Here is a 22,335-nt window from a genome sequence, read left to right as displayed (position 1 = left end):
AGCTCGCTCCCACAGGAGTTGCGGTGTTCATCGGTACGCAGCGCCAACCCGGTTTCATAGGATCCACCATGAGCAATAACGCTTCTTTCACGCCGCCCAGCCTGTTGCTCAGCACCATCGGCCTGTCGCTGGCGACGTTCATGCAAGTGCTCGACACGACCATCGCCAACGTGGCGCTGCCGACGATCTCCGGCAACCTCGGGGTGAGTTCGGAGCAGGGCACCTGGGTGATCACTTCGTTCGCCGTGAGCAATGCGATTGCGTTGCCGCTGACCGGTTGGCTGAGCCGCCGCTTCGGCGAGGTGAAACTGTTTCTGTGGGCAACGATGCTGTTTGTGCTGGCGTCGTTTCTCTGCGGTATCTCGACGTCGATGCCTGAGCTGATCGGCTTTCGTGTGCTGCAAGGCCTGGTGGCCGGACCGCTGTACCCGATGACGCAGACCCTGCTGATCGCGGTCTATCCGCCGGCGAAACGCGGGATGGCCCTGGCGCTGCTGGCGATGGTCACGGTGGTTGCGCCCATCGCCGGGCCGATTCTCGGCGGCTGGATCACCGACAGTTACAGCTGGCCGTGGATCTTCTTTATCAACGTGCCGATCGGCATTTTTGCGGTGATGGTGGTCCGTTCGCAACTGGCGAAACGGCCGGTGGTCACCAGTCGCCAGCCGATGGATTACGTTGGCCTGATCACGCTGATCATTGGCGTCGGCGCATTGCAGGTGATCCTCGACAAGGGCAATGACCTGGACTGGTTCGAATCGAACTTCATCATTGTCGGCGCCGCGATATCCGTGGTCGCGCTGGCGGTATTCGTGATCTGGGAAATGACTGACCGCCATCCGGTGGTCAACCTGCGCCTGTTCGCCTATCGCAACTTCCGCATCGGCACGCTGGTGCTGGTCTTGGGTTACGCCGGCTTCTTCGGCATCAACCTGATCCTGCCGCAGTGGTTGCAGACGCAAATGGGCTACACCGCGACCTGGGCGGGACTTGCCGTGGCGCCGATCGGGATTCTGCCGGTGCTGCTGTCGCCATTTGTCGGCAAGTATGCGCACAAGTTCGATCTGCGACTGCTCGCCGGCATTGCGTTTCTGGCGATCGGCCTGAGCTGCTTCATGCGTGCCGAGTTCACCAATGAGGTCGACTTCCAGCACATCGCGCTGGTGCAGTTGTTCATGGGCATCGGCGTGGCGCTGTTCTTCATGCCGACCCTGAGCATTCTGATGTCGGACTTGCCGCCAAGCCAGATTGCCGACGGCGCCGGTCTGGCGACTTTCCTGCGGACACTGGGCGGCAGCTTCGCGGCCTCGCTGACCACGTGGATCTGGATTCGCCGGGCCGATCAGCATCATGCGTATATGAGCGAAAGCATCAGCACGTTTGAGCCTGCCACCCGCGAGACCTTGAATCAGTTGGGTGGGGCGAGTCAGTCGGCGTATGCGCAGATGGATCAGATTCTGACCAGCCAGGCGTACATGCTCTCCACCGTGGATTACTTCACGTTGCTGGGCTGGGGGTTCATGGGGTTGATTCTGATTGTGTGGCTGGCTAAGCCGCCGTTTGCCGCGAAGGCCGGGCCAGCCGCGTCCGGACATTGAGGCAACACATAACCTGTGGGAGCGGGCTTGCCCGCGATGGCGGATTTTCAGTCAACAGAGATGTTGAATGTGATGGCCTCATCGCGGGCAAGCCCGCTCCCACAGGGATAGCAGTGATCCTTAGGCGCTCGGGGCGGGCAGGGCGGGTGGCGGGGCGAAGTCGAACGGCGCCAAGGCATACCCGCTCTCATCGACCTGCAACGCCCAACCCTGGCGATCCCAATCCCCGAGCACAATCCGCTTCGCCGCTTGTTCACCCAGCTGCAACTTGTGAATCGCCGGGCGATGGGTATGGCCGTGGATCAGGGTTTTCACGGCGAATTCCTGCATCACCCGTGGTATCTCTTCCGGGGTGACATCAACGATGTCATTGGCCTTCATCCGCGTTTGCGCACGGCTCTCGCTGCGAAGCTTGCGCGCCAGTTTGTGGCGGCTGCTCAGCGGCAGGTGACGGAGGATGAACAGGGTGACCGGGTTGCGCAGATAGCGGCGCAGCTTCATGTAGCCAACGTCGCGGGTGCACAGGCTGTCGCCGTGCATCAGCAGCACCGGCTCGCCGTAGAACTGCACGACACTCGGATCCTTCAACAGCGTGCAGCCGGCCTCTTTGCAGAAAGCCTTGCCGAGCATGAAGTCGCGATTGCCGTGCATCAGAAAGATGGCCGTACCGCTGTCGCTCAAATCGCGCAGGGCCTGGCAGATGGAACGCTGAAAGGGCGTCATGGCGTCGTCGCCAATCCATGCCTCGAAGAAGTCGCCGAGGATGTACAACGCACTCGCCGAGCGGGCGCGTCCGGCGAGCAAATCCAGAAACGCCCGGGTAATGTCCGGGCGCTCCTCTTCCAGATGCAAGTCTGAAATCAGCAATATCACGCTGCGATGATCTCGGCTTTCTCGATGATCACGTCGTCAGCGGGTACGTCCTGGTGGCCGGCCTTGGAAGTGGTCGACACGCCTTTGATCTTGTCGACAACGTCGGTACCGGCGGTCACTTTACCGAATACCGCGTAGCCCCAACCCTGCACGTTCTTGCCGCTGTGGTTGAGGAAGGTGTTGTCGGCGACGTTGATGAAGAACTGTGCCGAAGCCGAATGCGGCTCCATGGTGCGCGCCATGGCGACGGTGTATTTGTCGTTGGAAAGACCGTTGTCCGCTTCGTTCTGGATGCTTGGACGCTTGTCTTTCTTTTCTTTCATGCCAGGCTCGAAACCGCCGCCCTGGATCATGAAGTTACCGATGACGCGGTGGAACACGGTGTTGGTGTAGTGACCGGCGTTGACGTACTCGATGAAGTTGGCAACGGTGATCGGCGCCTTTTCAGCGTTCAGTTCGATGACGATGTCGCCATGGTTGGTGGTCAGTTTGACTTGAGTCATGGTCATTACTCTTCATAGGGAATTCGTGGTTCTGGGACATTGAGCACCACAACCGGTTCAGCCTGCTTCGGCCAAGGTGCGCAGTTTAGCGTGACAGGCGCGAATTTCGAGGCGGTTTTTCAAATCCCTGCGATTAAATGCATGCCTTTATCGGGGGTGCTCTGTCAGGCCCTTGACAGCATCGGCTATGATAGCGGCTTTGTTTTGTCTGGCCCCTCTTTGCGGCCGCGCACCTGTACGTCAAGGATCCTATGAGCAAGCCCACTGTCGACCCTACCTCGAATGCCAAGTCCGGCCCTGCCGTGCCGGTCAACTTCCTGCGGCCGATCATCCAGGCAGACCTGGACTCGGGCAAGCACACCCAGATCGTGACTCGCTTCCCGCCGGAGCCCAACGGCTACCTGCACATCGGCCACGCCAAGTCGATCTGCGTCAACTTCGGCCTGGCCCAGGAGTTCGGCGGCGTCACGCACCTGCGTTTCGACGACACCAACCCGGCCAAGGAAGATCAGGAATACATCGACGCCATCGAAAGCGACGTCAAATGGCTGGGCTTCGAATGGTCCGGTGAAGTGCGCTACGCCTCGCAGTATTTCGACCAGTTGCACGACTGGGCGGTCGAGCTGATCAAGGCCGGCAAGGCCTACGTTGACGACCTGACCCCGGAGCAGGCCAAGGAATACCGTGGCAGCCTGACCGAGCCGGGCAAGAACAGCCCGTTCCGTGACCGTTCGGTTGAGGAAAACCTCGACCTGTTCGCGCGCATGAAGGCCGGTGAATTCCCGGACGGCGCGCGCGTGCTGCGGGCGAAGATCGACATGGCCTCGCCGAACATGAACCTGCGCGACCCGATCATGTATCGCATCCGCCACGCTCATCACCACCAGACCGGCGACAAGTGGTGCATCTACCCGAACTACGACTTCACCCACGGTCAGTCGGATGCCATCGAAGGCATCACCCATTCGATCTGCACCCTCGAGTTCGAAAGCCATCGTCCGCTGTACGAGTGGTTCCTGGAGAACCTGCCGGTGCCGGCGAACCCGCGCCAGTACGAGTTCAGCCGCCTGAACCTGAACTACACGATCACCAGCAAGCGCAAGCTCAAGCAACTGGTTGACGAAAAGCACGTCAATGGCTGGGACGATCCGCGCATGTCCACGCTGTCGGGCTTCCGCCGCCGTGGCTACACGCCGAAATCGATCCGCAACTTCTGCGAAATGATCGGCACCAACCGTTCCGACGGCGTGGTCGACTTCGGCATGCTCGAATTCAGCATCCGTGACGACCTCGACCACAGCGCCCCACGCGCCATGTGCGTGCTGCGTCCGCTGAAAGTGGTCATTACCAACTACCCGGAAGGCCAGGTCGAAAACCTCGAACTGCCACGCCACCCGAAAGAAGACATGGGCGTGCGCGCGCTGCCGTTTGCCCGGGAAATCTACATCGACCGTGAAGACTTCATGGAAGAGCCGCCGAAGGGCTACAAGCGCCTGGAACCGGCCGGTGAAGTGCGTCTGCGCGGCAGCTACGTGATCCGTGCCGACGAAGCGATCAAGGACGCCGACGGCAATATCGTCGAACTGCGTTGCTCGTACGACCCGGACACCCTCGGCAAGAACCCGGAAGGGCGCAAGGTCAAAGGCGTGATCCACTGGGTGCCGGCCGCCGCCAGCGTCGAGTGCGAAGTGCGTCTGTACGATCGCCTGTTCCGTTCGCCGAACCCGGAGAAGGCCGAAGACAGCGCGAGTTTCCTCGACAACATCAACCCTGACTCACTGCAAGTGCTGACCGGTTGTCGCGCCGAGCCATCGCTCGGCAATGCACAGCCGGAAGACCGTTTCCAGTTCGAACGCGAAGGCTACTTCGTCGCGGATCTGAAGGACTCGAAACCCGGTCAGCCGGTATTCAACCGTACCGTGACCCTGCGTGATTCGTGGGGCCAGTGAGACAGCGTCAAGGAAATTAACGTGCTGACGATCTACAACACGCTCACCAAGAGCAAAGAAGTCTTCAAGCCGCTGGATGGCAACAAGGTGCGCATGTACGTCTGCGGGATGACCGTGTACGACTACTGCCACCTCGGCCACGGCCGCAGCATGGTCGCGTTCGACCTGGTGACGCGCTGGCTGCGCTTCAGCGGTTACGACCTGACCTACGTGCGCAACATCACCGACATCGACGACAAGATCATCAATCGCGCCAACGAGAACGGTGAATCGTTCGAAGCGTTGACCGAGCGCATGATCGCCGCGATGCACGAAGACGAAGCGCGCCTGAACATCCAGAAGCCGGACATGGAGCCGCGCGCCACCGATCACATCGCTGGCATGCACGCGATGATCCAGGCACTGATCGACAAGGGTTACGCCTACGCCCCAGGCAATGGCGACGTGTACTACCGCGTCGCCAAATTCATAGGCTACGGCAAGCTGTCGCGCAAGAAGATTGAAGACCTGCGCATCGGCGCGCGGATCGAAGTCGACGAGTCGAAACAGGACCCGCTCGACTTCGTCCTGTGGAAAGCCGCCAAGCCGGGCGAGCCGAGCTGGGAATCGCCATGGGGCGCCGGGCGTCCGGGCTGGCACATCGAGTGCTCGGTGATGTCGACCTGCTGCCTCGGCGAGACCTTCGACATTCATGGCGGCGGCAGCGATCTGGAGTTCCCGCACCACGAAAACGAAATCGCCCAGAGCGAAGCGGCCACCGGCAAGACCTACGCCAACGCGTGGATGCATTGCGGGATGATTCGCATCAATGGCGAGAAGATGTCCAAGTCGTTGAACAACTTCTTCACCATCCGCGACGTGCTCGACAAGTACCACCCGGAAGTCGTGCGTTACCTGCTGGTGTCGAGTCACTACCGCAGCGCGATCAACTATTCGGAAGACAACCTCAAGGACGCCAAGGGCGCACTGGAGCGTTTCTACCACGCGTTGAAAGGCCTGCCGAGCGTGGCGCCGGCCGGTGGCGAAGCGTTCGTCGAGCGTTTCACCACGGTGATGAACGACGACTTCGGCACCCCTGAAGCCTGCGCCGTGCTGTTCGAGATGGTGCGTGAGATCAACCGCCTGCGCGAGAGCGATCTCGATGCAGCGGCGGGCCTGGCGGCACGTCTGAAAGAACTGGCGAGCGTGCTGGGTGTGTTGCAGTTGGAGGCGGATGACTTCCTGCAGGCCGGCGCTGAAGGGCGGGTCGATGCGGCTGAAGTCGATGCGCTGATTGCGGCGCGTCTGGCGGCACGGGCTGCGAAGGACTGGGCCGAGTCGGACCGGATTCGTGATCAGCTCACAGCGATGGGTGTGGTGCTGGAAGATGGCAAGGGTGGGACTACCTGGCGTCTGACTGACTGAGGCCCAAAGCCCCTACGATGATCGTTCCCACGCAGAGCGTGGGAACGATCGATTTTCAATGCACGATACAAATGCCCTGTGGGAGCGGGCTTGCTCGCGAAGAGGCCCGTCCAGACAACTTGTCATTCAGCCTGCCGCAACCTCTTGTAAAGCGTATTCCGGCTCACCCCAACCGCCGCGCCAGGTGCGAAATATTCCCCCGGCCGCCTTCAACTCGCGATTCAGCGCTTCAACATCATTCAAATCCAGTCCCAACGGCGCCGCCGTTTCCACTGGCTCCATCTCCAGATCGACAAAAAAATCATCCGGCAAATGCTCTGGCCGCACCGGTTGCTCCTCGGCCATGGCCAACGCCACCTGCATCACGCTGCTGACCTGCCGCAAATTCCCCGGCCACGGGTGCTTTGCAAACAGCTCCAGCACCTCAGGGCTCAGTCCCGCCCATTGCGTCGGCTCGCGATGTTGCTCCCACAACCGTTTGAACAGCGCCTGCTTGTCACTGCGCTCGCGTAACGGCGGCAGCTCCAGCGTCAGGCCACCAATGCGGTAATACAAATCCTCCTAAACCGGCCCAATTGCACTTGCTCGCGCAACGAACGGTTGGTCGCCGAGATAATGCGCAGATCAACCGGGAACAACTCGCTGCTGCCTACCGGCTGCACGCAGCGCTCCTGCAACACCCGCAACAAGCGCGCCTGAGTCGGCAAAGGCATATCGCCGATCTCATCGAGAAACAGCGTGCCTTTGTCGGCCTTGCGGATCAGGCCGATGCTGCCTTTCTGGTTGGCCCCAGTGAACGCGCCTTTCTCGTAACCGAACAACTCCGACTCGACCAGTTCAGCGGGGATCGCCGCGCAGTTCACTGCGATGAATGCCTGTTTTTGTCGAGAGCTGGCCTGGTGCAAGGCTTTGACGAAGACTTCTTTGCCGACTCCAGTTTCACCGTGGATCAGCAGCGGAATGTCTTTTTCCAGCAAACGCTCCGCCTGGCGCACGGCTTTTTCCACGCGACTGTCGCCGAAATGCAGCGTATTGAGGCTGATCGCGCTGGCTGGCGCAGGCTGGTCCTCGGCGACAAACACCCGCGCCTGCACCGGTGCCTGTTTCGGCCGCTTCAACAAACACTGAAAGCGGTTGCGCCCGGAGGTCTGCAAAGCAAACGGCAGACCCTCGGGCTGATTGATCAACTCCAGCAGCGACACCTTGAACAGGCTTTCAACGCTGACGCGCGACAAACGCACACCGAGCAGATTGTCGGCGCGGCGATTGGCCGACAGCACCTGTCCACTCTCATCGAAAATCAACAGCCCGGCCCATTGGCTGTCGAGGTTGTTCAACCCGGTGTTGAAGGTCAGTTGAAAATGCTGGCCATGGAACAGGTTGAGGATCAGCCGGTTTTCCACGGTCTGGCTCATCATCTTGACCATGCCCAAGGTGTGCGAGGGCGGTAGGTAGCTGTCGCTGGAGACATCGAGCACGGCGATGACCTTGCGCTCGGCGTCGAAAATCGGCGCGGCGGAGCCGGTCATGAAGCGGTTGGCCTTGAGAAAGTGTTCGTCGTGTTCGATGTGCACCGCCTGCTCACAGGCCAGTGCGGTGCCGATTGCATTGGTGCCGCTGCTGCGCTCCATCCAGCTCGCCCCGGCCTGAAAGCCCCGGGCCAGATTCGGCTCGATAAAGCGCTGTGTGCCCCACGAGGTCAGCACTTGGCCCTGATTGTCGGCGAGCATGATCAGGCAGTTGGAGTTGCTGAGGATGTTTTCGTAGTAGGGCAGGACTTCCTGATGCGTGGTCTGCACCAGTGAATGGTGGCTGTCGAGCAATCGCGCGATGCCGGCGGCGGGCAATTGATCGAAGGCAGGCGTGCTCTGGTGGTCGAGGCCGAACGCGCGGCAACGTTGCCAGGAGGTCTGGACGATCGCATCGTGGGACAGCGGCGAAGCAGGTGCGGCCATGGCAGGTCAGCCTCTGATGCAGCGATTTTTATTGTTGTTATGAACCCAAATCCTGAACACAACCCAGATCAACTGTGGGAGCGGGCTTGCTCGCGAATGCGGTGTGTCATTCAACTGATTCGGTGACTGATACTGCGCATTCGCGAGCAAGCCCGCTCCCACATTGATCTTCGGCGTTGATGAGCTCGGGCAAAAAGCGTTCATAGAGTGTTGTTCACTATTGTTCATTGTCAATCACCCCGACTGTTCAAAAGTGTTCAGCTGTGAACGCCGCTTGCCCCCGTAAACACTGCTTCTCAAGACAAATCAAGCACTTGCCATTTCTGGCACGAATGTCGCTCTGTTGCTCCGGTCGCTTGACTCCAAAAATAACAAAGGCCGAGCCATGTCACTCACCCTGGAGCACGTCAGCCGTACCGTCGAGGGCCAGATCTGGATCGACGATGCGTGCCTGAAATTCGAACCCGGATCCTTCAACGTTCTGCTCGGGCGCACCCTGTCCGGCAAGACCAGTCTCATGCGCCTGATGGCCGGCCTCGACAAGCCCGACAGTGGCCGCGTTCTGATGAACGGCGTCGACGTTACCCAGCGCCCGGTGCGGCTGCGCAACGTGTCGATGGTCTATCAGCAGTTCATCAATTACCCGACCATGACCGTGTTCGAGAACATCGCCTCGCCACTGCGCCAGGCCGGTATTTCGAAAGAGATCATCCACAGCAAGGTGCAGGAAACCGCACGCATGCTGCGCATCGAGAAGTTCTTGCAGCGCTATCCGCTGGAGCTCTCCGGCGGGCAGCAGCAGCGCACGGCCATGGCCCGCGCGCTGGTCAAGGATGCTGAACTGATCCTCTTCGACGAGCCGCTGGTCAACCTCGACTACAAGCTGCGCGAAGAGCTGCGTCAGGAAATGCGCGAGCTGTTCAAGGCCCGCCACACCATCGCCATCTACGCCACCACCGAACCCAACGAAGCGCTGGCCCTCGGCGGCACCACCACCATCCTGCACGAAGGCCGGGTGATCCAGAGCGGGCCGTCGACCGAGGTCTATCACCAGCCGCAGTCGGTGCTCGCCGCTGAATTGTTCTCCGAACCGCCGATCAACCTGATGCCGGGACGCATTGCCGGCAACGAAGTCAGCTTTGCCAACTTCGTCCACTTCCCGCTGAACGTCGATCTGCGCCCGGTAGGCGAGGGCGAGTTCCGCTTCGGCGTGCGCCCGAGTCATATCTCGCTGGTGCCGAGCAACGATGATGATCTCGAACTGGCCGTGACCGTCGAGGTCGCCGAAATCAGCGGTTCGGAAACCTTCCTGCATGTACGCAACGAGCACTTTCTGTTGGTGCTGCACTTGCCGGGTGTTCACGAATACGACGTCGATGCGCCGATCCGCATCTATATCCCGACCCACAAACTGTTCGTTTTCGATGCGCAGGGCCGTCTGGTGCAAGCACCGGGCCGGCGTGTCGCGAGGGTTGCCTGATGGCCGAAATCCGTTTGCAGCACCTCGCCCACAGCTACAGCAAAACCCCGAGCGGCGCGGAGGATTATGCGATCCGCGAGATGGATCACGTCTGGGAGCAGGGCGGCGCCTACGCCTTGCTCGGCCCGTCCGGTTGCGGCAAGTCGACCTTGCTCAACATCATTTCCGGCCTGCTCAGCCCGTCCCAGGGCCACGTATTGTTTGACGGCAAAGCGGTCAACGACCTGACCCCGGAGAAGCGCAACATCGCCCAGGTTTTCCAGTTTCCGGTGGTCTACGACACCATGACGGTGTTCGACAACCTCGCTTTCCCACTGCGAAACCAGGGCATGGCCGAGGCGAAAGTGCACAGCAAGGTGCAGGAAATTGCCGAAGTGCTCGATCTGCAGAATCTGCTGAGCAAGAAGGCGCGCAATCTCACCGCCGACGAAAAGCAGAAAGTCTCCATGGGCCGTGGCCTGGTGCGCGATGACGTCTCGGCGATCCTCTTCGATGAGCCGCTGACGGTGATCGACCCGCACTTGAAGTGGAAACTGCGGCGCAAGCTCAAGCAGATCCATGAGCAGTTCAACATCACCATGGTCTACGTTACCCACGATCAGCTCGAAGCCTCGACCTTCGCTGACAAGATCGCGGTGATGTACGGCGGCCAGATCGTCCAGTTCGGTACGCCACGGGAATTGTTCGAGCGCCCCAGCCACACCTTTGTCGGCTATTTCATCGGCAGCCCCGGCATGAACCTGATCGAGGTACAGCCGCAGCCCGGTGGCGTCGGTTTCGCCTCGACGCACCTGCCACTGTCCGACGCCTTGCAGCGCCATATCGAGCACGGCCAGTGGAAAAATCTCAAGGTCGGCATCCGCCCCGAGTTCATTCATGTGTGGGACGAGCCGTTTGACGATGCGATGCAGGCAAAAGTCGTACACGTCGAAGACCTCTGCACCTACAAGATCATGACCCTCAACCTCGACGGCGCGCCGTTGAAGGTGCGCCTGGCTGAAGACAAACCGGTGCCGCAGGGCACCGCGTACATCAGTTTTCCGGCGCAATGGCTGATGGTCTATGCCGACGAATTTCTCCTGGAAGTCAGCGACGAGGAGGTGCAGCCATGAACATGGTGCAGAACAACAAGGCCTGGTGGCTGGTGTTGCCGGTGTTCCTGCTGGTGGCGTTCAGTGCGGTGATCCCGATGATGACCGTGGTCAACTATTCGGTGCAGGACATCTTCGACCAGTCCAGCCGCTACTTCGTCGGTGCCGACTGGTACAAGCAAGTGCTGCTCGATCCGCGCCTGCACGACTCGCTGCTGCGCCAGTTCATCTACTCGGCGTGCGTGCTGCTGATCGAAATCCCGCTGGGCATCGCCGTCGCGCTGACCATGCCGACCAAGGGCCGCTGGTCTTCGGTGGTGCTGATCATTCTGGCGATTCCGCTGCTGATTCCGTGGAACGTGGTCGGCACCATCTGGCAGATCTTCGGCCGCGCCGATATCGGCCTGCTCGGTTCCAGCCTCAACGCGATGGGCATCAGCTACAACTACGCGGCCAACACCATGGACGCGTGGGTGACGGTGCTGGTGATGGACGTCTGGCACTGGACTTCGCTCGTCGCGCTGCTGTGTTTCTCCGGTTTGCGAGCAATTCCCGACGTCTATTACCAGGCGGCGCGGATCGACCGCGCCTCGGCCTGGGCGGTGTTCCGCCACATTCAATTGCCCAAACTGAAAAGCGTACTGCTGATCGCGGTGATGCTGCGCTTCATGGACAGTTTCATGATCTACACCGAGCCGTTCGTGCTCACCGGCGGCGGGCCGGGCAATGCCACGACCTTCTTGAGTCAGACGTTGACGCAGATGGCTGTAGGGCAATTCGACCTCGGTCCGGCAGCGGCGTTTTCGCTGGTGTACTTCCTGATCATCCTGTTGGTGTCCTGGCTGTTCTATACCGCCATGACGCACTCCGATGCCAACCGTTGAGGCCCGGCCATGAGCAAGAGAAAGCTTATTCCGTTGCTGGTGTACATCCTGTTCCTGTTGGTGCCGATCTACTGGCTGCTGAACATGTCGTTCAAGAGCAACACCGAAATCCTCGGCGGCCTGACACTTTTCCCACAGGAATTCACGCTGGCGAACTACAAGGTGATCTTCACTGATCCGAGCTGGTACACCGGCTATCTGAACTCGCTGTATTACGTCAGCCTCAACACGGTGATTTCCCTGAGCGTCGCGTTACCGGCGGCCTATGCGTTTTCACGCTATCGTTTCCTCGGCGACAAACACTTGTTCTTCTGGCTGCTGACCAATCGCATGGCGCCGCCGGCGGTGTTCTTGCTGCCGTTCTTCCAGTTGTATTCGTCGATCGGCCTTTTCGACACGCATATCGCCGTGGCTTTGGCGCACTGCCTGTTCAACGTGCCGCTGGCGGTGTGGATTCTCGAAGGCTTCATGTCCGGCGTGCCCAAGGAGATCGACGAAACGGCCTACATCGACGGCTACAGTTTCCCCAAGTTCTTCGTGAAGATTTTCATCCCGTTGATCGGTTCCGGTATCGGCGTCACGGCGTTTTTCTGCTTCATGTTTTCCTGGGTCGAGCTGCTGCTGGCGCGCACGCTGACCTCGGTCAACGCCAAGCCGATTGCGGCGGTGATGACGCGCACGGTGTCGGCGTCGGGGATCGATTGGGGCGTGCTGGCAGCGGCGGGGGTGTTGACCATCCTGCCGGGCATGCTGGTGATCTGGTTTGTACGCAACCACGTGGCCAAGGGCTTTGCCCTCGGTCGAGTCTGAGGAGCTGATGATGGAATGGATGAGCTGGACGACACCGACCGCCGCGTTCTTCATCGGCATCGGTCTGATTCTGGTGGGCATGACCACCTGGGAATTGCGCTCGCCTAGCATTCTGCGGCGCGGGTTTCTGCCGATTGCCACCACCCGTGGCGATCGCTTGTTTATCGGTCTTCTCGGCAGCGCCTACCTGCATTTGCTGGTAATCGGCGTCACCGACTGGAGCATCTGGGTGGCGTCCGCGTTGTCCCTGGTGTGGCTGTTGGCTGTGATGCGTTGGGGCTAGTCGAATCGTTCGGCAACGCGGCTCCACAACTTAAACAGGAGGTCTCTATGTTCGATAAAAACAATAAGCTGCGACATAGCATTTCATTGGCAGCCATGCTGGCACTCAGCGGTCTGAGCGCATCTGCCTGGGCCGACGCCTACGAAGATGCTGCAAAAAATGGATCGGCAGCGAGTTCAAGCCCTCGACCCTGACGGCCGAACAGCAGCTTGAAGAACTGAAGTGGTTCATCAAGGCCGCCGAGCCGTTTCGCGGCATGGACATCAAGGTGGTTTCGGAAACCCTGACCACCCACGAATACGAGTCCAAGGTGCTGGCCAAGGCCTTCAGCGAAATCACCGGGATCAAACTCACCCACGACCTGCTGCAGGAAGGCGACGTGGTCGAGAAAATGCAGACGGTGATGCAGTCGGACAAGAACATCTATGACGGCTGGGTCAATGACTCCGACCTCATCGGCACGCACTTTCGCTACGGCAAGACCGAATCGATCACCGACCTGATGGCCAACGAAGGCAAGAACTTCACCTCGCCAACCCTCGACATCAAGGACTTCATCGGCATCTCTTTCACCACCGCGCCGGACGGCAAAATCTATCAACTGCCCGACCAGCAGTTTGCCAACCTGTACTGGTTCCGCGCCGACTGGTTCGAGCGCGCCGATCTGAAAGCCAAGTTCAAGGAGAAGTACGGTTACGAGTTGGGCGTGCCAGTGAACTGGTCGGCCTATGAAGACATCGCCAAATTCTTCAGCGAAGACGTCAAGGAAATCGACGGCAAACGCGTCTACGGCCACATGGACTATGGCAAGAAGGACCCGTCGCTGGGCTGGCGCTTCACCGATGCCTGGTTCTCCATGGCCGGTGGCGGCGACAAGGGCATTCCCAACGGTTTGCCGGTCGACGAGTGGGGCATTCGCGTCGAGGACTGCCACCCGGTCGGCTCCAGCGTGACCCGTGGCGGCGACACAAATGGCCCGGCGGCGGTGTTTGCCACCACCAAATACGTCGACTGGCTAAAAAATACGCGCCACCGGAAGCGGCCGGCATGACCTTCTCCGAGTCCGGCCCGGTACCGTCGCAGGGCAACATCGCCCAGCAAATTTTCTGGTACACCGCGTTCACCGCCGACATGACCAAACCGGGCCTGCCAGTGGTCAACGCCGACGGCACGCCGAAATGGCGCATGGCACCATCGCCGCGCGGGCCATATTGGGAGGAGGGCATGAAGCTCGGCTATCAGGACGTGGGTTCGTGGACGTTCATGAAGTCCACGCCTGAGAAGCAGAAACTGGCGGCATGGCTGTACGCACAGTTCGTTACTTCGAAAACCGTATCGCTGAAGAAAACCATCGTCGGCCTGACGCCGATTCGCGAGTCGGACATCAACTCGCAGGCAATGACCGATATGGCGCCGAAGCTCGGCGGTCTGGTCGAGTTCTACCGCAGCCCGGCCCGCGTGCAATGGACCCCGACCGGGACCAACGTGCCGGACTATCCGCGTCTGGCGCAACTGTGGTGGAGCCACATCGCCGAAGCGGCCAGCGGCGAGAAGACTCCGCAACAGGCGCTGGATGGTTTGGCCAAGGATCAGGACGCGATCATGACCCGCCTCGAACGCTCCAAGGCCCAGGCCGTGTGCGCACCGAAAATGAACCCGGAGCGCGATGCGCAATACTGGTTCGATCAACCGGGCGCACCGAAGCCGAAACTGGCCAACGAGAAGCCGAAGGGCGAGACCGTGAGCTACAGCGAACTGCTGAAATCGTGGGCGGATGCGCGCAAGTGATGTTGGAAATGTAAGAAGCGAACGGCACCGGAAGGTGCCGTTTTTTGCTGCCTGATCTGCCGCTTTCGCGAGCAGGCTCGCTCTCACAGGACCTAAGGTGTCATCGGATGTTTTGAGCAGACCTATCCATTGTGGGAGCGAGCCTGCTCGCGAAAGCGATGTGTGAAACACAATGATGTCGACTGACTTGCCACCGCCGGGTCAGACCAGAGACGGCCAGATCGGTGTACTGAGCCACCAAAGGATCAGCCGTGAGCAGCTTCATCGGCTCGGTCATTGCTGTGGCCACAATAATGCGGTCAAACGGATCCCGGTGATGGTGTTCAAGATCTTTCACCGCAATCGCGTGTTCTGCGCTCACTGGCAATTCGATAAACCCGCTATCAATGCAATATTGACGGATTTCTTCCAGGTCGACATTCAGCTTTCCAAGTCCGACCTTGATCGCCATTTCCCAGAATGTTGCCGCGCTGACGTAGATATCGGCTGCATTTTCAATGATTTTTCTGGCTTTGGTGGTCAGTCTGGCATCATCACTTAGCGTCCAGAGCAGAATATGCGTGTCAAGCAGAAGCCTCATGCCTGCGTGCCTTCAAATGCATCCAATATTTCGTCGGAAAGAGGTGAGTCGAAATCCTGGGGCAGTACGAGTTTGCCCTTCATCGCGCCAATGCGCTGTGCGCGGGATCTCCCTATCGGAACAAGACGAGCCATCGCCCGGCCATGCTTGGCAATCGTGATGACTTGGCCAGCAGCGGCATCATCGACGAGTTTCGATAAATTGTTTTTGGCCTCAGCCAGCGGAACGATGATCATCAGCTCACCTCTGTATTCTGGATAAATATAGCCAGAATATTTCAGCGCTGCAAAGTCGCGCCAAGGCTCCGTGCAGCCAAGCGTCCTATCCGTCGACCTGCGCTGATAGGGCAGTTGCGCAACATTGCATTGTCGCTGGGCAGCCAAAGCATCGACACCCTCCATCAACTCACAAAAGATATCTCGTTTCATTACCCGCCTCGATTCAATATCCACCTGCCAGGGCACCTACCTTAGAACTGTTCTCCGGGGTTGGCTGTAGGACGAAACGGAGGTTAAGGAGAGAGCTTTCGGAGTTTGTATGAGGATGCGAGTGGGCCGGTAAAATATCGTACAAAACGCTTTCATGCTGTATCCAGAACCCAGGCAGTACACGAGACTGCAGGAGCGAGCCTGCTCGCGAAAGCGGTGGGTCGGTTAGCATATCCATCGACTTGTAGGACGCCATCGCGAGCAGGCTCACTCCTGCAGGGTGTGCGATGCACCCGGATGCTATGAGCGACACACACACCTGTGGGAGCGGGCTTGTCCGCGATGACGCTTACACAAACGCCGGCGATATCGACTTCTGCTACAAACAAAAAACGGCACCCGAAGGTGCCGTTTTCATTTCCAGCCAGATCAGCCGAGCAATCAGCCCGCCAGACCCGCCTGCTGTACCAGCACCAGCAATGGCTGCGGGTACACGCCCAGGAAGAATGCGACCAGGGCGATGGCCAGCAGCATGACGCCGCCTGCCTTCTGTTCCCAGTGCAATTGGGCGTCGTGGCGACGCAGGTTAGGCTCGATCAGGTACAGGGTGACCATCACGCGCAGGTAGTAGAAGACGCCGATGGCGCTGCCCAGTACCAGTGCGCCGACCAGCCACCACTGACGGGTCTCGACGCCGCTGGCGATGATGTAGAACTTGCCGATGAAGCCGGCGGTCAGCGGGATGCCGGCCAGGGACAGCATCATCACGGTCAGCACCGCGGTCAGGTACGGACGGCGCCAGAACAGGCCGCGGTACTCGTACAGCGCGTCGGCGTCGCGGCCGTTGTACGGCGAGGACATCAGGGTGATCACGCCGAACGCGCCGAGGCTGGTGATCACATAAGTCACCAGATAGACGCCGATGGCTTCCACCGCCAGACCCTTGCTCGCCACCAGCGCGATCAGCAGATAGCCGAAGTGCGCAATGGACGAGTAACCGAGCAGACGCTTGAGGTTGCTCTGGGTCAGGGCCAGCAGGTTACCGAACAGGATCGAGGCGACCGCGATCACGCTCAGTACGTCGCTCAGCACACCGCTGCTGGCGGCGGGGAGAGCTGGAACAGACGCACCATCACCGCAAACACTGCAACCTTCGAAGCGGTGGCGAGGAACGCTGCCACCGGAGCCGGTGCACCTTCGTAAACGTCCGGCGTCCACAGGTGGAACGGTACCAGCGACAGCTTGAACGCCAGACCGATCAGCATCATGCCCAGGCCCAGTTGCGCCAGCGGGCTTGGCAGGCCGGTTGCAGCCAGGGCCTGACCGATGCCGACGAAGCTCAGCGAACCGGCGTCTGCGTAGAGCAGCGCCATACCGAACAGAAGGAACGCGGAACCGGCGGCCGACAGCACCATGTATTTGATGCCGGCTTCCAGCGAACGCTTGTTGAAGAAGGCGTAAGCCACCAGACCGTAGACCGGTACCGAGAGCAGTTCCAGACCGATGAACAACCCGGCCAGATGCTGCGCGCTGACCAGGACCAGACCACCGGCGGCGGCCATCAGGATCAGCAGGTACAGTTCTTCGCGGTTGCCCGGGTAACCCGAACCGCCATCACCCAGATAGGCGTGGGCGAGGGTGACGCAGGCGAGGGTGGCGACCAGGATCATCGCCATGTACAGGCAGGCGAAGGCATCGATCTGCAGCAACGGGGTCACGGCCAGAGGCGCGACTTTCAACGCAGGCAGGATCGACAGCAGGGCCAGGTTCAGACCCGCCACCGAAATCAGGAAGGTCTGCGAGTGGTTGCGGCGCCAGGCGATTGCCAGCATCACCACGATAATGGTGAGGCTGGTGATCAACAGTGGCGCAAGCGCAATAAAGTGTTGAATCGTGAATTCCATAGCGCTCTTACCGGGCCGAAGCGAGTTGAGAGAAGGCGGTGCCGAGCCACTGCTGCACGCCATGCATGGTGGCGGCAGAGGTGTCGAGGAACGGTTGCGGGTAGACGCCGAGGTAAATCAGCAATACCGCCAGACCGAGCACCATGATCAGTTCGCGCGCGTCCATGCCGTGCAGCACCGCGTCGGATTTCGACGGGCCGAAGTAGGCACGGTGGATCATGATCAGCGAGTAGACCGAACCGAACACCAGACCGGAAGTGGCAATCGCCGTGACCCATGGAGCGCTGGCGAAGGAGCCGATCAGGATCAGGAATTCGCCGACAAAGTTACCGGTGCCCGGCAAGCCCAGCGACGCCGCAGCGAAGAACAGGCTGATGGCCGGCAGGTAAGCGATACGCGACCACAGACCGCCCATCTCACGCATGTCACGCGTATGCAGACGCTCGTACAACTGACCGCTGAGGATAAACAGCGCCGCTGCCGACAGACCGTGCGCCAGCATCTGGATCACTGCACCTTGCAGCGCCAGTTGGCTGCCGGAGTAGATGCCGATCAACACGAAGCCCATGTGGGAAACGGAAGAGAAGGCAATCAGACGCTTGATGTCGGTTTGTGCGAACGCCAGGAACGCGCCGTAGAAGATCCCGATCAGACCGAGGGTCATGGCGATCGGCGCGAACTCCGCCGAAGCGTTCGGGAACAGCGGCAGGGCGAAACGCAGCAGACCGTAGGCCGCGGTTTTCAGCAGGATACCGGCGAGGTCGACGGAACCGGCAGTCGGTGCCTGGGCGTGAGCATCAGGCAGCCAGGAGTGGAACGGTACGACGGGCAGCTTGACCGCGAAAGCGATGAAGAAGCCGAGCATCAGAATGTACTCGGTGGTCATCGACATCTTGGTTTTCAACAGGTCGGCGTAGTTGAAGGTGATCACGCCGGTGTTGTTGAAGTTGACCAGCACCAGACCGAGGATCGCCACCAGCATGATCAGGCCGGACGCCTGAGTGAAGATGAAGAACTTGGTCGCTGCGTAGATCCGGGTTTTCTTGCCGTCCGAAGAACTGTGACCCCAGAGCGCGATGAGGAAGTACATCGGCACCAGCATCATTTCCCAGAAGAAGAAGAACATGAACAGGTCGAGGGCGAGGAACACGCCGACCACACCGCCCAGGATCCACATCAGGTTCAGATGGAAGAAGCCAACGTGACGTTGGATTTCTTTCCACGAGCAGAGTACCGAGAGGATACCCAGCAGGCCGGTCAGCAGGATCATCAACAGCGACAGGCCGTCGAGGGCCAGGTGCACGTTGATGCCGAAACGCTGGATCCAGACATGCTTGAACTCAAGCGCCCAGGTCGGATCGGCGCCCGGCGCCGGTGCGAATGAATAGTCACCGTGGGCCCACAGCCAGAGGCCGAGCGCGAGTTCCAGGGTCATGGTCAACAGCGCAATCCAGCGCGGGAGGGTAGCGCCGAAGCGCTCACCCATCCAGCACAGCAGGCCGCCGATGAAGGGGATCAGGATTAGCCAAGGCAGAATCATGACGGGCTCGTTTCCTTTCGCAAATTCGCAAGGTTCATATCAGACCGCTACCAGCACGATGGCGCCGATCACCAGCACGGCACCAGCAGCCATCGAGGCGGCGTACCAACGCAGTTGACCGGTCTCGGTGCGGCTCAGGGCAGTGTGACCACCCTTGGCCATACGCGGGATCAGACCGATGGTCTGGTCGAGCGGGTCTTTGCGCAGTACATGGCTGATCGCAAGGTACGGCTTGACGAACAGTTTGTCGTAGATCCAGTCGAAGCCCCAGGCAGCGAACCACCAGGCCGAAAGGAAACGGCCGATGCCGCTGTTGGCGATCGCCGTGACGAAGCGACGCTTGCCGAGGAACAGCAGCGCTGCCAGCAGGATACCGGCCAGGGCGATGGCGCCCGAGGCGATTTCCAGACTGTGTTTGGCTTCGCCACCGGCATGGCCAACGCTTTGCGGCAGTACGCCGTGCAGCGGTGGCACGATCATCGCGCCGACGAAAGTCGACAGCACGATCAGTACCGACAGAGGCAGCCAGTGGGCAATGCCGTGGCCGGCGTGGGCTTCGGTCTTGGCTTCACCGTGGAACGCGATGAAGATCAGGCGGAAGGTATACAGCGAAGTCATGAACGCACCGACCAGACCTGCGTAAAGCAGACCCTGGTTGCCGCTGGCGAACGCTTCCCAGAGGATTTCGTCCTTGGAGTAGAAGCCTGCGGTAACCAGTGGCAGAGCGGCCAGCGCGGCACCACCGACGATGAAGCTGGCGTAGGCCAGTGGCAGTTTCTTCCACAGACCGCCCATCTTGAAGATGTTCTGCTCGTGGTGGCAGGCAACGATCACCGCACCGGAAGCAAGGAACAGCAGGGCCTTGAAGAAGGCGTGGGTCATCAGGTGGAAGATCGCGCCTTCCCAGGCGCCAACGCCCAGCGCCAGGAACATGTAGCCGATCTGGCTCATGGTCGAGTAGGCGAGGATACGTTTGATGTCGGTCTGCACCAGCGCGGCGAAACCGGCCAGCACCAGGGTCACGCCACCGACGATGCCGACGAGGTGCAGGATGTCCGGCGCCAAGGCGAACAGACCATGGGTACGGGCGATCAGGTAGACACCGGCGGTGACCATGGTTGCGGCGTGGATCAGTGCCGAAACCGGAGTTGGGCCGGCCATCGCATCCGCGAGCCAGGTTTGCAGTGGCAGTTGCGCCGATTTACCGACAGCACCACCGAGCAGCATCAGGGTTGCCAGAACGATCCAGAAATCGCCGACCTTGAAGTGCTCAGGCGCACGCACCAGCAGTTCCTGGACGTTCAACGTGCCCAGTTGCTGGAACAGGATGAACAGGCCGATGGCCATGAACACGTCGCCGATGCGGGTGACGATGAACGCCTTGAGTGCCGCGTTACCGTTGTTGCGGTTGCTGTAGTAGAAACCGATCAACAGGTACGAGCACAGGCCCACGCCTTCCCAGCCGAAGTAGATGAACAGCAGGTTATCGCCGAGGATCAGGAACAGCATGCTGGCGATGAACAGGTTGGTGTACGAGAAGAAGCGCGAGTAACCGTCTTCGCCACGCATGTACCAGGACGCGAACAGGTGGATCAGGAAGCCGACGCCGACGACCACACCGAGCATGGTCACCGACAGGCCATCCAGGTACAGCGCGAAGTTCGGCTGGAAACCTTCCACCGACATCCAGCGCCACAGCACCTGGGTGTACACGCCACCCTCCGGCGGTGCGACGTTGAATTGCCAGATCACGTAAGCGGTGACGATGGCCGACAGGCCGATCGAACCGACACCGATCAGCGCCGAGAGGTTTTCCGAGAAGCGGCCGCGCGAGAACGACAGCAACAGGAACCCGATCAGAGGGAATACGAAAGTCAGAAAGAGTAGGTTCATCCGCGCATCTCACTGGCAGCGTCGATATCGAGCGTGTGGAAGCGGCGATACAGTTGCAGCAGGATCGCCAGGCCAATACTGGCCTCTGCGGCTGCAAGGCTGATCACCAGGATGAACATGATCTGTCCATCCGGCTGCGCCCAGCGGGCGCCCGCGACGATGAAGGCCAGGGCAGAGGCGTTCATCATCACTTCCAGACTCATCAACACGAACAAAATGTTGCGGCGGACCATCAGGCCGACCAGACCAAGGCAGAACAGGATGCCGGCGACGGCCAGTCCATGTTCGAGAGGGATAGCAGGCATGTCTTACTCCTTCGCCTCGTTACGGCCCAAATGGAACGCCGTGACGGCTGCGGCGAGCAGCAGCATCGAGGCGAGTTCGACCACCAGCAGGTACGGGCCGAACAGGCTGATGCCCACGGCTTTCGCGTCTACGGTGGTGTGGCCGATGGCTTGGCCGCTCTGGTGAGCGAACAGCACATACAGCAGTTCGGCCAGCAGCAGCGCGGCAAGAATCACCGGTCCGGCCCAGATGCCGGGCTTGAGCCAGGTGCGTTCCTGCTGCACGGAGGCGGGACCGAGGTTGAGCATCATCACCACGAACACGAACAGCACCATGATGGCGCCGGCGTAGGCGATCACTTCCAGCACACCGGCGAAAGGCGCGCCGAGAGCGAAGAAAGTCATGGCCACGGCGATCAACGAGATGATCAGGTAGAGCAGGGCGTGCACGGGGTTGGTGTTGGTGACCACACGCAGCGTGGACACCACAGCAATACCCGATGCGAAATAGAAAGCGAATTCCATCGTTCTTCCTTAAGGCAGCAAGCTCTTCACGTTGATCGGTTCGACTTCGTTCTGCGCAGCGCCTTTCGGCTTGCCAGCGATTGCCATACCTGCAACACGATAGAAGTTGTAATCAGGGTTTTTGCCGGGGCCGGAGATCAAAAGATCTTCTTTCTCGTACACCAGGTCCTGACGTTTGAACTCGGCCATCTCGAAATCCGGGGTCAGCTGGATCGCGGTGGTCGGGCAGGCTTCCTCGCAGAGACCGCAGAAAATGCAGCGCGAGAAGTTGATCCGGAAGAAGTCCGGGTACCAGCGACCGTCTTCGGTTTCAGCTTTCTGCAGCGAGATGCAACCCACCGGGCAGGCCACGGCGCACAGGTTGCAGGCTACGCAGCGTTCTTCGCCATCGGGGTCGCGGGTCAGGACGATGCGGCCACGGTAACGCGGCGGCAGGTAGACCTGCTCCTCGGGGTATTGCAGGGTGTCGCGCTTGCGAAAGCCATGGCCGAAGACCATGACCAGGCTGCGCAACTGGGTACCGGTACCCTTAACGATGTCGCCAATATATTTGAACATGGGTC

The 22,335-nt window shown here is 60.1% G+C and carries 16 protein-coding genes and 4 pseudogenes; 9 read left to right on the top strand and 11 right to left on the bottom strand.

The features are described from left to right. The first annotated feature begins 68 nt into the window (after positions 1-68). Positions 69-1,598 (top strand): DHA2 family efflux MFS transporter permease subunit, encoded by a 1,530-nt coding sequence (locus tag LJU32_21570; GenBank protein WKV88104.1) that lies wholly within the window; start codon positions 69-71, stop codon positions 1,596-1,598. Between the two features lie 120 nt (positions 1,599-1,718). Here LJU32_21570 and lpxH read toward each other — a convergent pair whose 3' ends face one another. Both lpxH and LJU32_21560 read right to left on the bottom strand, forming a co-directional pair. Then, positions 1,719-2,471, bottom strand: coding sequence for a UDP-2,3-diacylglucosamine diphosphatase (gene lpxH, locus LJU32_21565; protein ID WKV88103.1), 753 nt, complete (start codon positions 2,469-2,471; stop codon positions 1,719-1,721). After that, a complete protein-coding gene (locus LJU32_21560) occupies positions 2,468-2,974 on the bottom strand; it encodes a peptidyl-prolyl cis-trans isomerase (GenBank protein WKV88102.1) in 507 nt (168 codons plus the stop codon). Before LJU32_21560 ends, lpxH begins: the two co-directional genes overlap by 4 nt. Positions 2,975-3,225: 251 nt before the next feature. Here LJU32_21560 and LJU32_21555 point away from each other — a divergent pair, with 251 nt between their 5' ends. Together LJU32_21555 and cysS are read left to right on the top strand one after the other, a co-directional pair. After that, positions 3,226-4,923, top strand: coding sequence for a glutamine--tRNA ligase/YqeY domain fusion protein (locus LJU32_21555; protein ID WKV88101.1), 1,698 nt, complete (start codon positions 3,226-3,228; stop codon positions 4,921-4,923). Between the two features lie 21 nt (positions 4,924-4,944). Next, positions 4,945-6,327, top strand: coding sequence for a cysteine--tRNA ligase (gene cysS / locus LJU32_21550; protein ID WKV88100.1), 1,383 nt, complete (start codon positions 4,945-4,947; stop codon positions 6,325-6,327). A 122-nt stretch (positions 6,328-6,449) separates the two neighbouring features. Here cysS and LJU32_21545 read toward each other — a convergent pair. Next, positions 6,450-8,282: pseudogene (locus LJU32_21545) on the bottom strand (sigma-54-dependent Fis family transcriptional regulator). A gap of 385 nt (positions 8,283-8,667) precedes the next feature. On the opposite strand from LJU32_21545, the gene LJU32_21540 reads away from it, so the two are divergent. The 6 genes and pseudogenes from LJU32_21540 to LJU32_21515 all read left to right on the top strand — a co-directional run bounded on the left by LJU32_21540 (position 8,668) and on the right by LJU32_21515 (position 14,618). Continuing rightward, positions 8,668-9,762: an ABC transporter ATP-binding protein gene (locus LJU32_21540; GenBank protein WKV88099.1), complete on the top strand. Its 1,095-nt coding sequence runs from the start codon at positions 8,668-8,670 to the stop codon at positions 9,760-9,762. Then, on the top strand, positions 9,762-10,874 hold the full coding sequence (locus LJU32_21535) for an ABC transporter ATP-binding protein (GenBank protein WKV88098.1): 1,113 nt from the start codon (positions 9,762-9,764) through the stop codon (positions 10,872-10,874). Before LJU32_21540 ends, LJU32_21535 begins: the two co-directional genes overlap by 1 nt. Continuing rightward, a complete protein-coding gene (locus LJU32_21530) occupies positions 10,871-11,737 on the top strand; it encodes a sugar ABC transporter permease (protein ID WKV88097.1) in 867 nt (288 codons plus the stop codon). Before LJU32_21535 ends, LJU32_21530 begins: the two co-directional genes overlap by 4 nt. A 9-nt stretch (positions 11,738-11,746) precedes the next feature. Continuing rightward, on the top strand, positions 11,747-12,547 hold the full coding sequence (locus LJU32_21525; GenBank protein WKV88096.1) for a carbohydrate ABC transporter permease: 801 nt from the start codon (positions 11,747-11,749) through the stop codon (positions 12,545-12,547). 10 nt (positions 12,548-12,557) lie between these two features. Continuing rightward, positions 12,558-12,830 (top strand): DUF2160 domain-containing protein, encoded by a 273-nt coding sequence (locus LJU32_21520; protein ID WKV88095.1) that lies wholly within the window; start codon positions 12,558-12,560, stop codon positions 12,828-12,830. A 47-nt stretch (positions 12,831-12,877) separates the two neighbouring features. Further along, a pseudogene (locus tag LJU32_21515) lies at positions 12,878-14,618 on the top strand (ABC transporter substrate-binding protein). A gap of 211 nt (positions 14,619-14,829) precedes the next feature. Here LJU32_21515 and LJU32_21510 read toward each other — a convergent pair. The 8 genes and pseudogenes from LJU32_21510 to nuoI form a co-directional block, all read right to left on the bottom strand. Next, positions 14,830-15,198, bottom strand: a pseudogene (locus LJU32_21510) (type II toxin-antitoxin system VapC family toxin). Then, positions 15,195-15,626, bottom strand: a complete 432-nt coding sequence (locus LJU32_21505; GenBank protein ID WKV88094.1) for a type II toxin-antitoxin system prevent-host-death family antitoxin — start codon at positions 15,624-15,626, stop codon at positions 15,195-15,197. The pseudogene LJU32_21510 and the gene LJU32_21505 overlap by 4 nt, the downstream one beginning before the upstream one ends. Positions 15,627-16,067: 441 nt before the next feature. Then, positions 16,068-17,530 (bottom strand): annotated as a pseudogene (gene nuoN / locus LJU32_21500) (NADH-quinone oxidoreductase subunit NuoN). 7 nt (positions 17,531-17,537) lie between these two features. Next, the gene (gene nuoM, locus LJU32_21495) at positions 17,538-19,070 is read right to left on the bottom strand and encodes an NADH-quinone oxidoreductase subunit M (protein WKV88093.1); all 1,533 of its coding nucleotides are present in this window, start codon (positions 19,068-19,070) and stop codon (positions 17,538-17,540) included. Between the two features lie 39 nt (positions 19,071-19,109). Next, complete coding sequence (gene nuoL / locus LJU32_21490) at positions 19,110-20,963, bottom strand: NADH-quinone oxidoreductase subunit L (GenBank protein WKV88092.1); 1,854 nt, start codon at positions 20,961-20,963, stop codon at positions 19,110-19,112. After that, entirely contained in the window at positions 20,960-21,268 is a 309-nt protein-coding gene (nuoK, locus tag LJU32_21485; protein ID WKV88091.1) for an NADH-quinone oxidoreductase subunit NuoK, read from the bottom strand. The genes nuoL and nuoK overlap by 4 nt, the downstream gene beginning before the upstream one ends. A gap of 3 nt (positions 21,269-21,271) precedes the next feature. After that, the gene (nuoJ, locus tag LJU32_21480) at positions 21,272-21,772 is read right to left on the bottom strand and encodes an NADH-quinone oxidoreductase subunit J (protein WKV88090.1); all 501 of its coding nucleotides are present in this window, start codon (positions 21,770-21,772) and stop codon (positions 21,272-21,274) included. A 9-nt stretch (positions 21,773-21,781) separates the two neighbouring features. Further along, entirely contained in the window at positions 21,782-22,330 is a 549-nt protein-coding gene (gene nuoI / locus LJU32_21475) for an NADH-quinone oxidoreductase subunit NuoI (protein WKV88089.1), read from the bottom strand. Positions 22,331-22,335: the final 5 nt, after the last annotated feature.

Origin of the sequence: Pseudomonas sp. B21_DOA, assembly GCA_030544685.1 — a bacterium.
Lineage (GTDB): Bacteria > Pseudomonadota > Gammaproteobacteria > Pseudomonadales > Pseudomonadaceae > Aquipseudomonas > Aquipseudomonas fluorescens_AO.
Note: the sequence above shows the minus strand (reverse complement) of the source record. Positions and strands in the feature narration are given on the sequence as shown.

What these genes read in the sequence shown, in the direction of transcription:
- LJU32_21570 (WKV88104.1), top strand. Translation starts at nt 69, where the DNA reads ATGAGCAATAACGCTTCTTTCACGCCGCCCAGCCTGTTGCTCAGCACC.
- LJU32_21560 (WKV88102.1), bottom strand. Translation starts at nt 2,974, where the DNA reads ATGACTCAAGTCAAACTGACCACCAACCATGGCGACATCGTCATCGAA.
- LJU32_21555 (WKV88101.1), top strand. Translation starts at nt 3,226, where the DNA reads ATGAGCAAGCCCACTGTCGACCCTACCTCGAATGCCAAGTCCGGCCCT.
- LJU32_21540 (WKV88099.1), top strand. Translation starts at nt 8,668, where the DNA reads ATGTCACTCACCCTGGAGCACGTCAGCCGTACCGTCGAGGGCCAGATC.
- LJU32_21535 (WKV88098.1), top strand. Translation starts at nt 9,762, where the DNA reads ATGGCCGAAATCCGTTTGCAGCACCTCGCCCACAGCTACAGCAAAACC.
- LJU32_21530 (WKV88097.1), top strand. Translation starts at nt 10,871, where the DNA reads ATGAACATGGTGCAGAACAACAAGGCCTGGTGGCTGGTGTTGCCGGTG.
- LJU32_21525 (WKV88096.1), top strand. Translation starts at nt 11,747, where the DNA reads ATGAGCAAGAGAAAGCTTATTCCGTTGCTGGTGTACATCCTGTTCCTG.
- LJU32_21520 (WKV88095.1), top strand. Translation starts at nt 12,558, where the DNA reads ATGGAATGGATGAGCTGGACGACACCGACCGCCGCGTTCTTCATCGGC.
- LJU32_21505 (WKV88094.1), bottom strand. Translation starts at nt 15,626, where the DNA reads ATGAAACGAGATATCTTTTGTGAGTTGATGGAGGGTGTCGATGCTTTG.
- nuoM (WKV88093.1), bottom strand. Translation starts at nt 19,070, where the DNA reads ATGATTCTGCCTTGGCTAATCCTGATCCCCTTCATCGGCGGCCTGCTG.
- nuoL (WKV88092.1), bottom strand. Translation starts at nt 20,963, where the DNA reads ATGAACCTACTCTTTCTGACTTTCGTATTCCCTCTGATCGGGTTCCTG.
- nuoK (WKV88091.1), bottom strand. Translation starts at nt 21,268, where the DNA reads ATGCCTGCTATCCCTCTCGAACATGGACTGGCCGTCGCCGGCATCCTG.
- nuoJ (WKV88090.1), bottom strand. Translation starts at nt 21,772, where the DNA reads ATGGAATTCGCTTTCTATTTCGCATCGGGTATTGCTGTGGTGTCCACG.
- nuoI (WKV88089.1), bottom strand. Translation starts at nt 22,330, where the DNA reads ATGTTCAAATATATTGGCGACATCGTTAAGGGTACCGGTACCCAGTTG.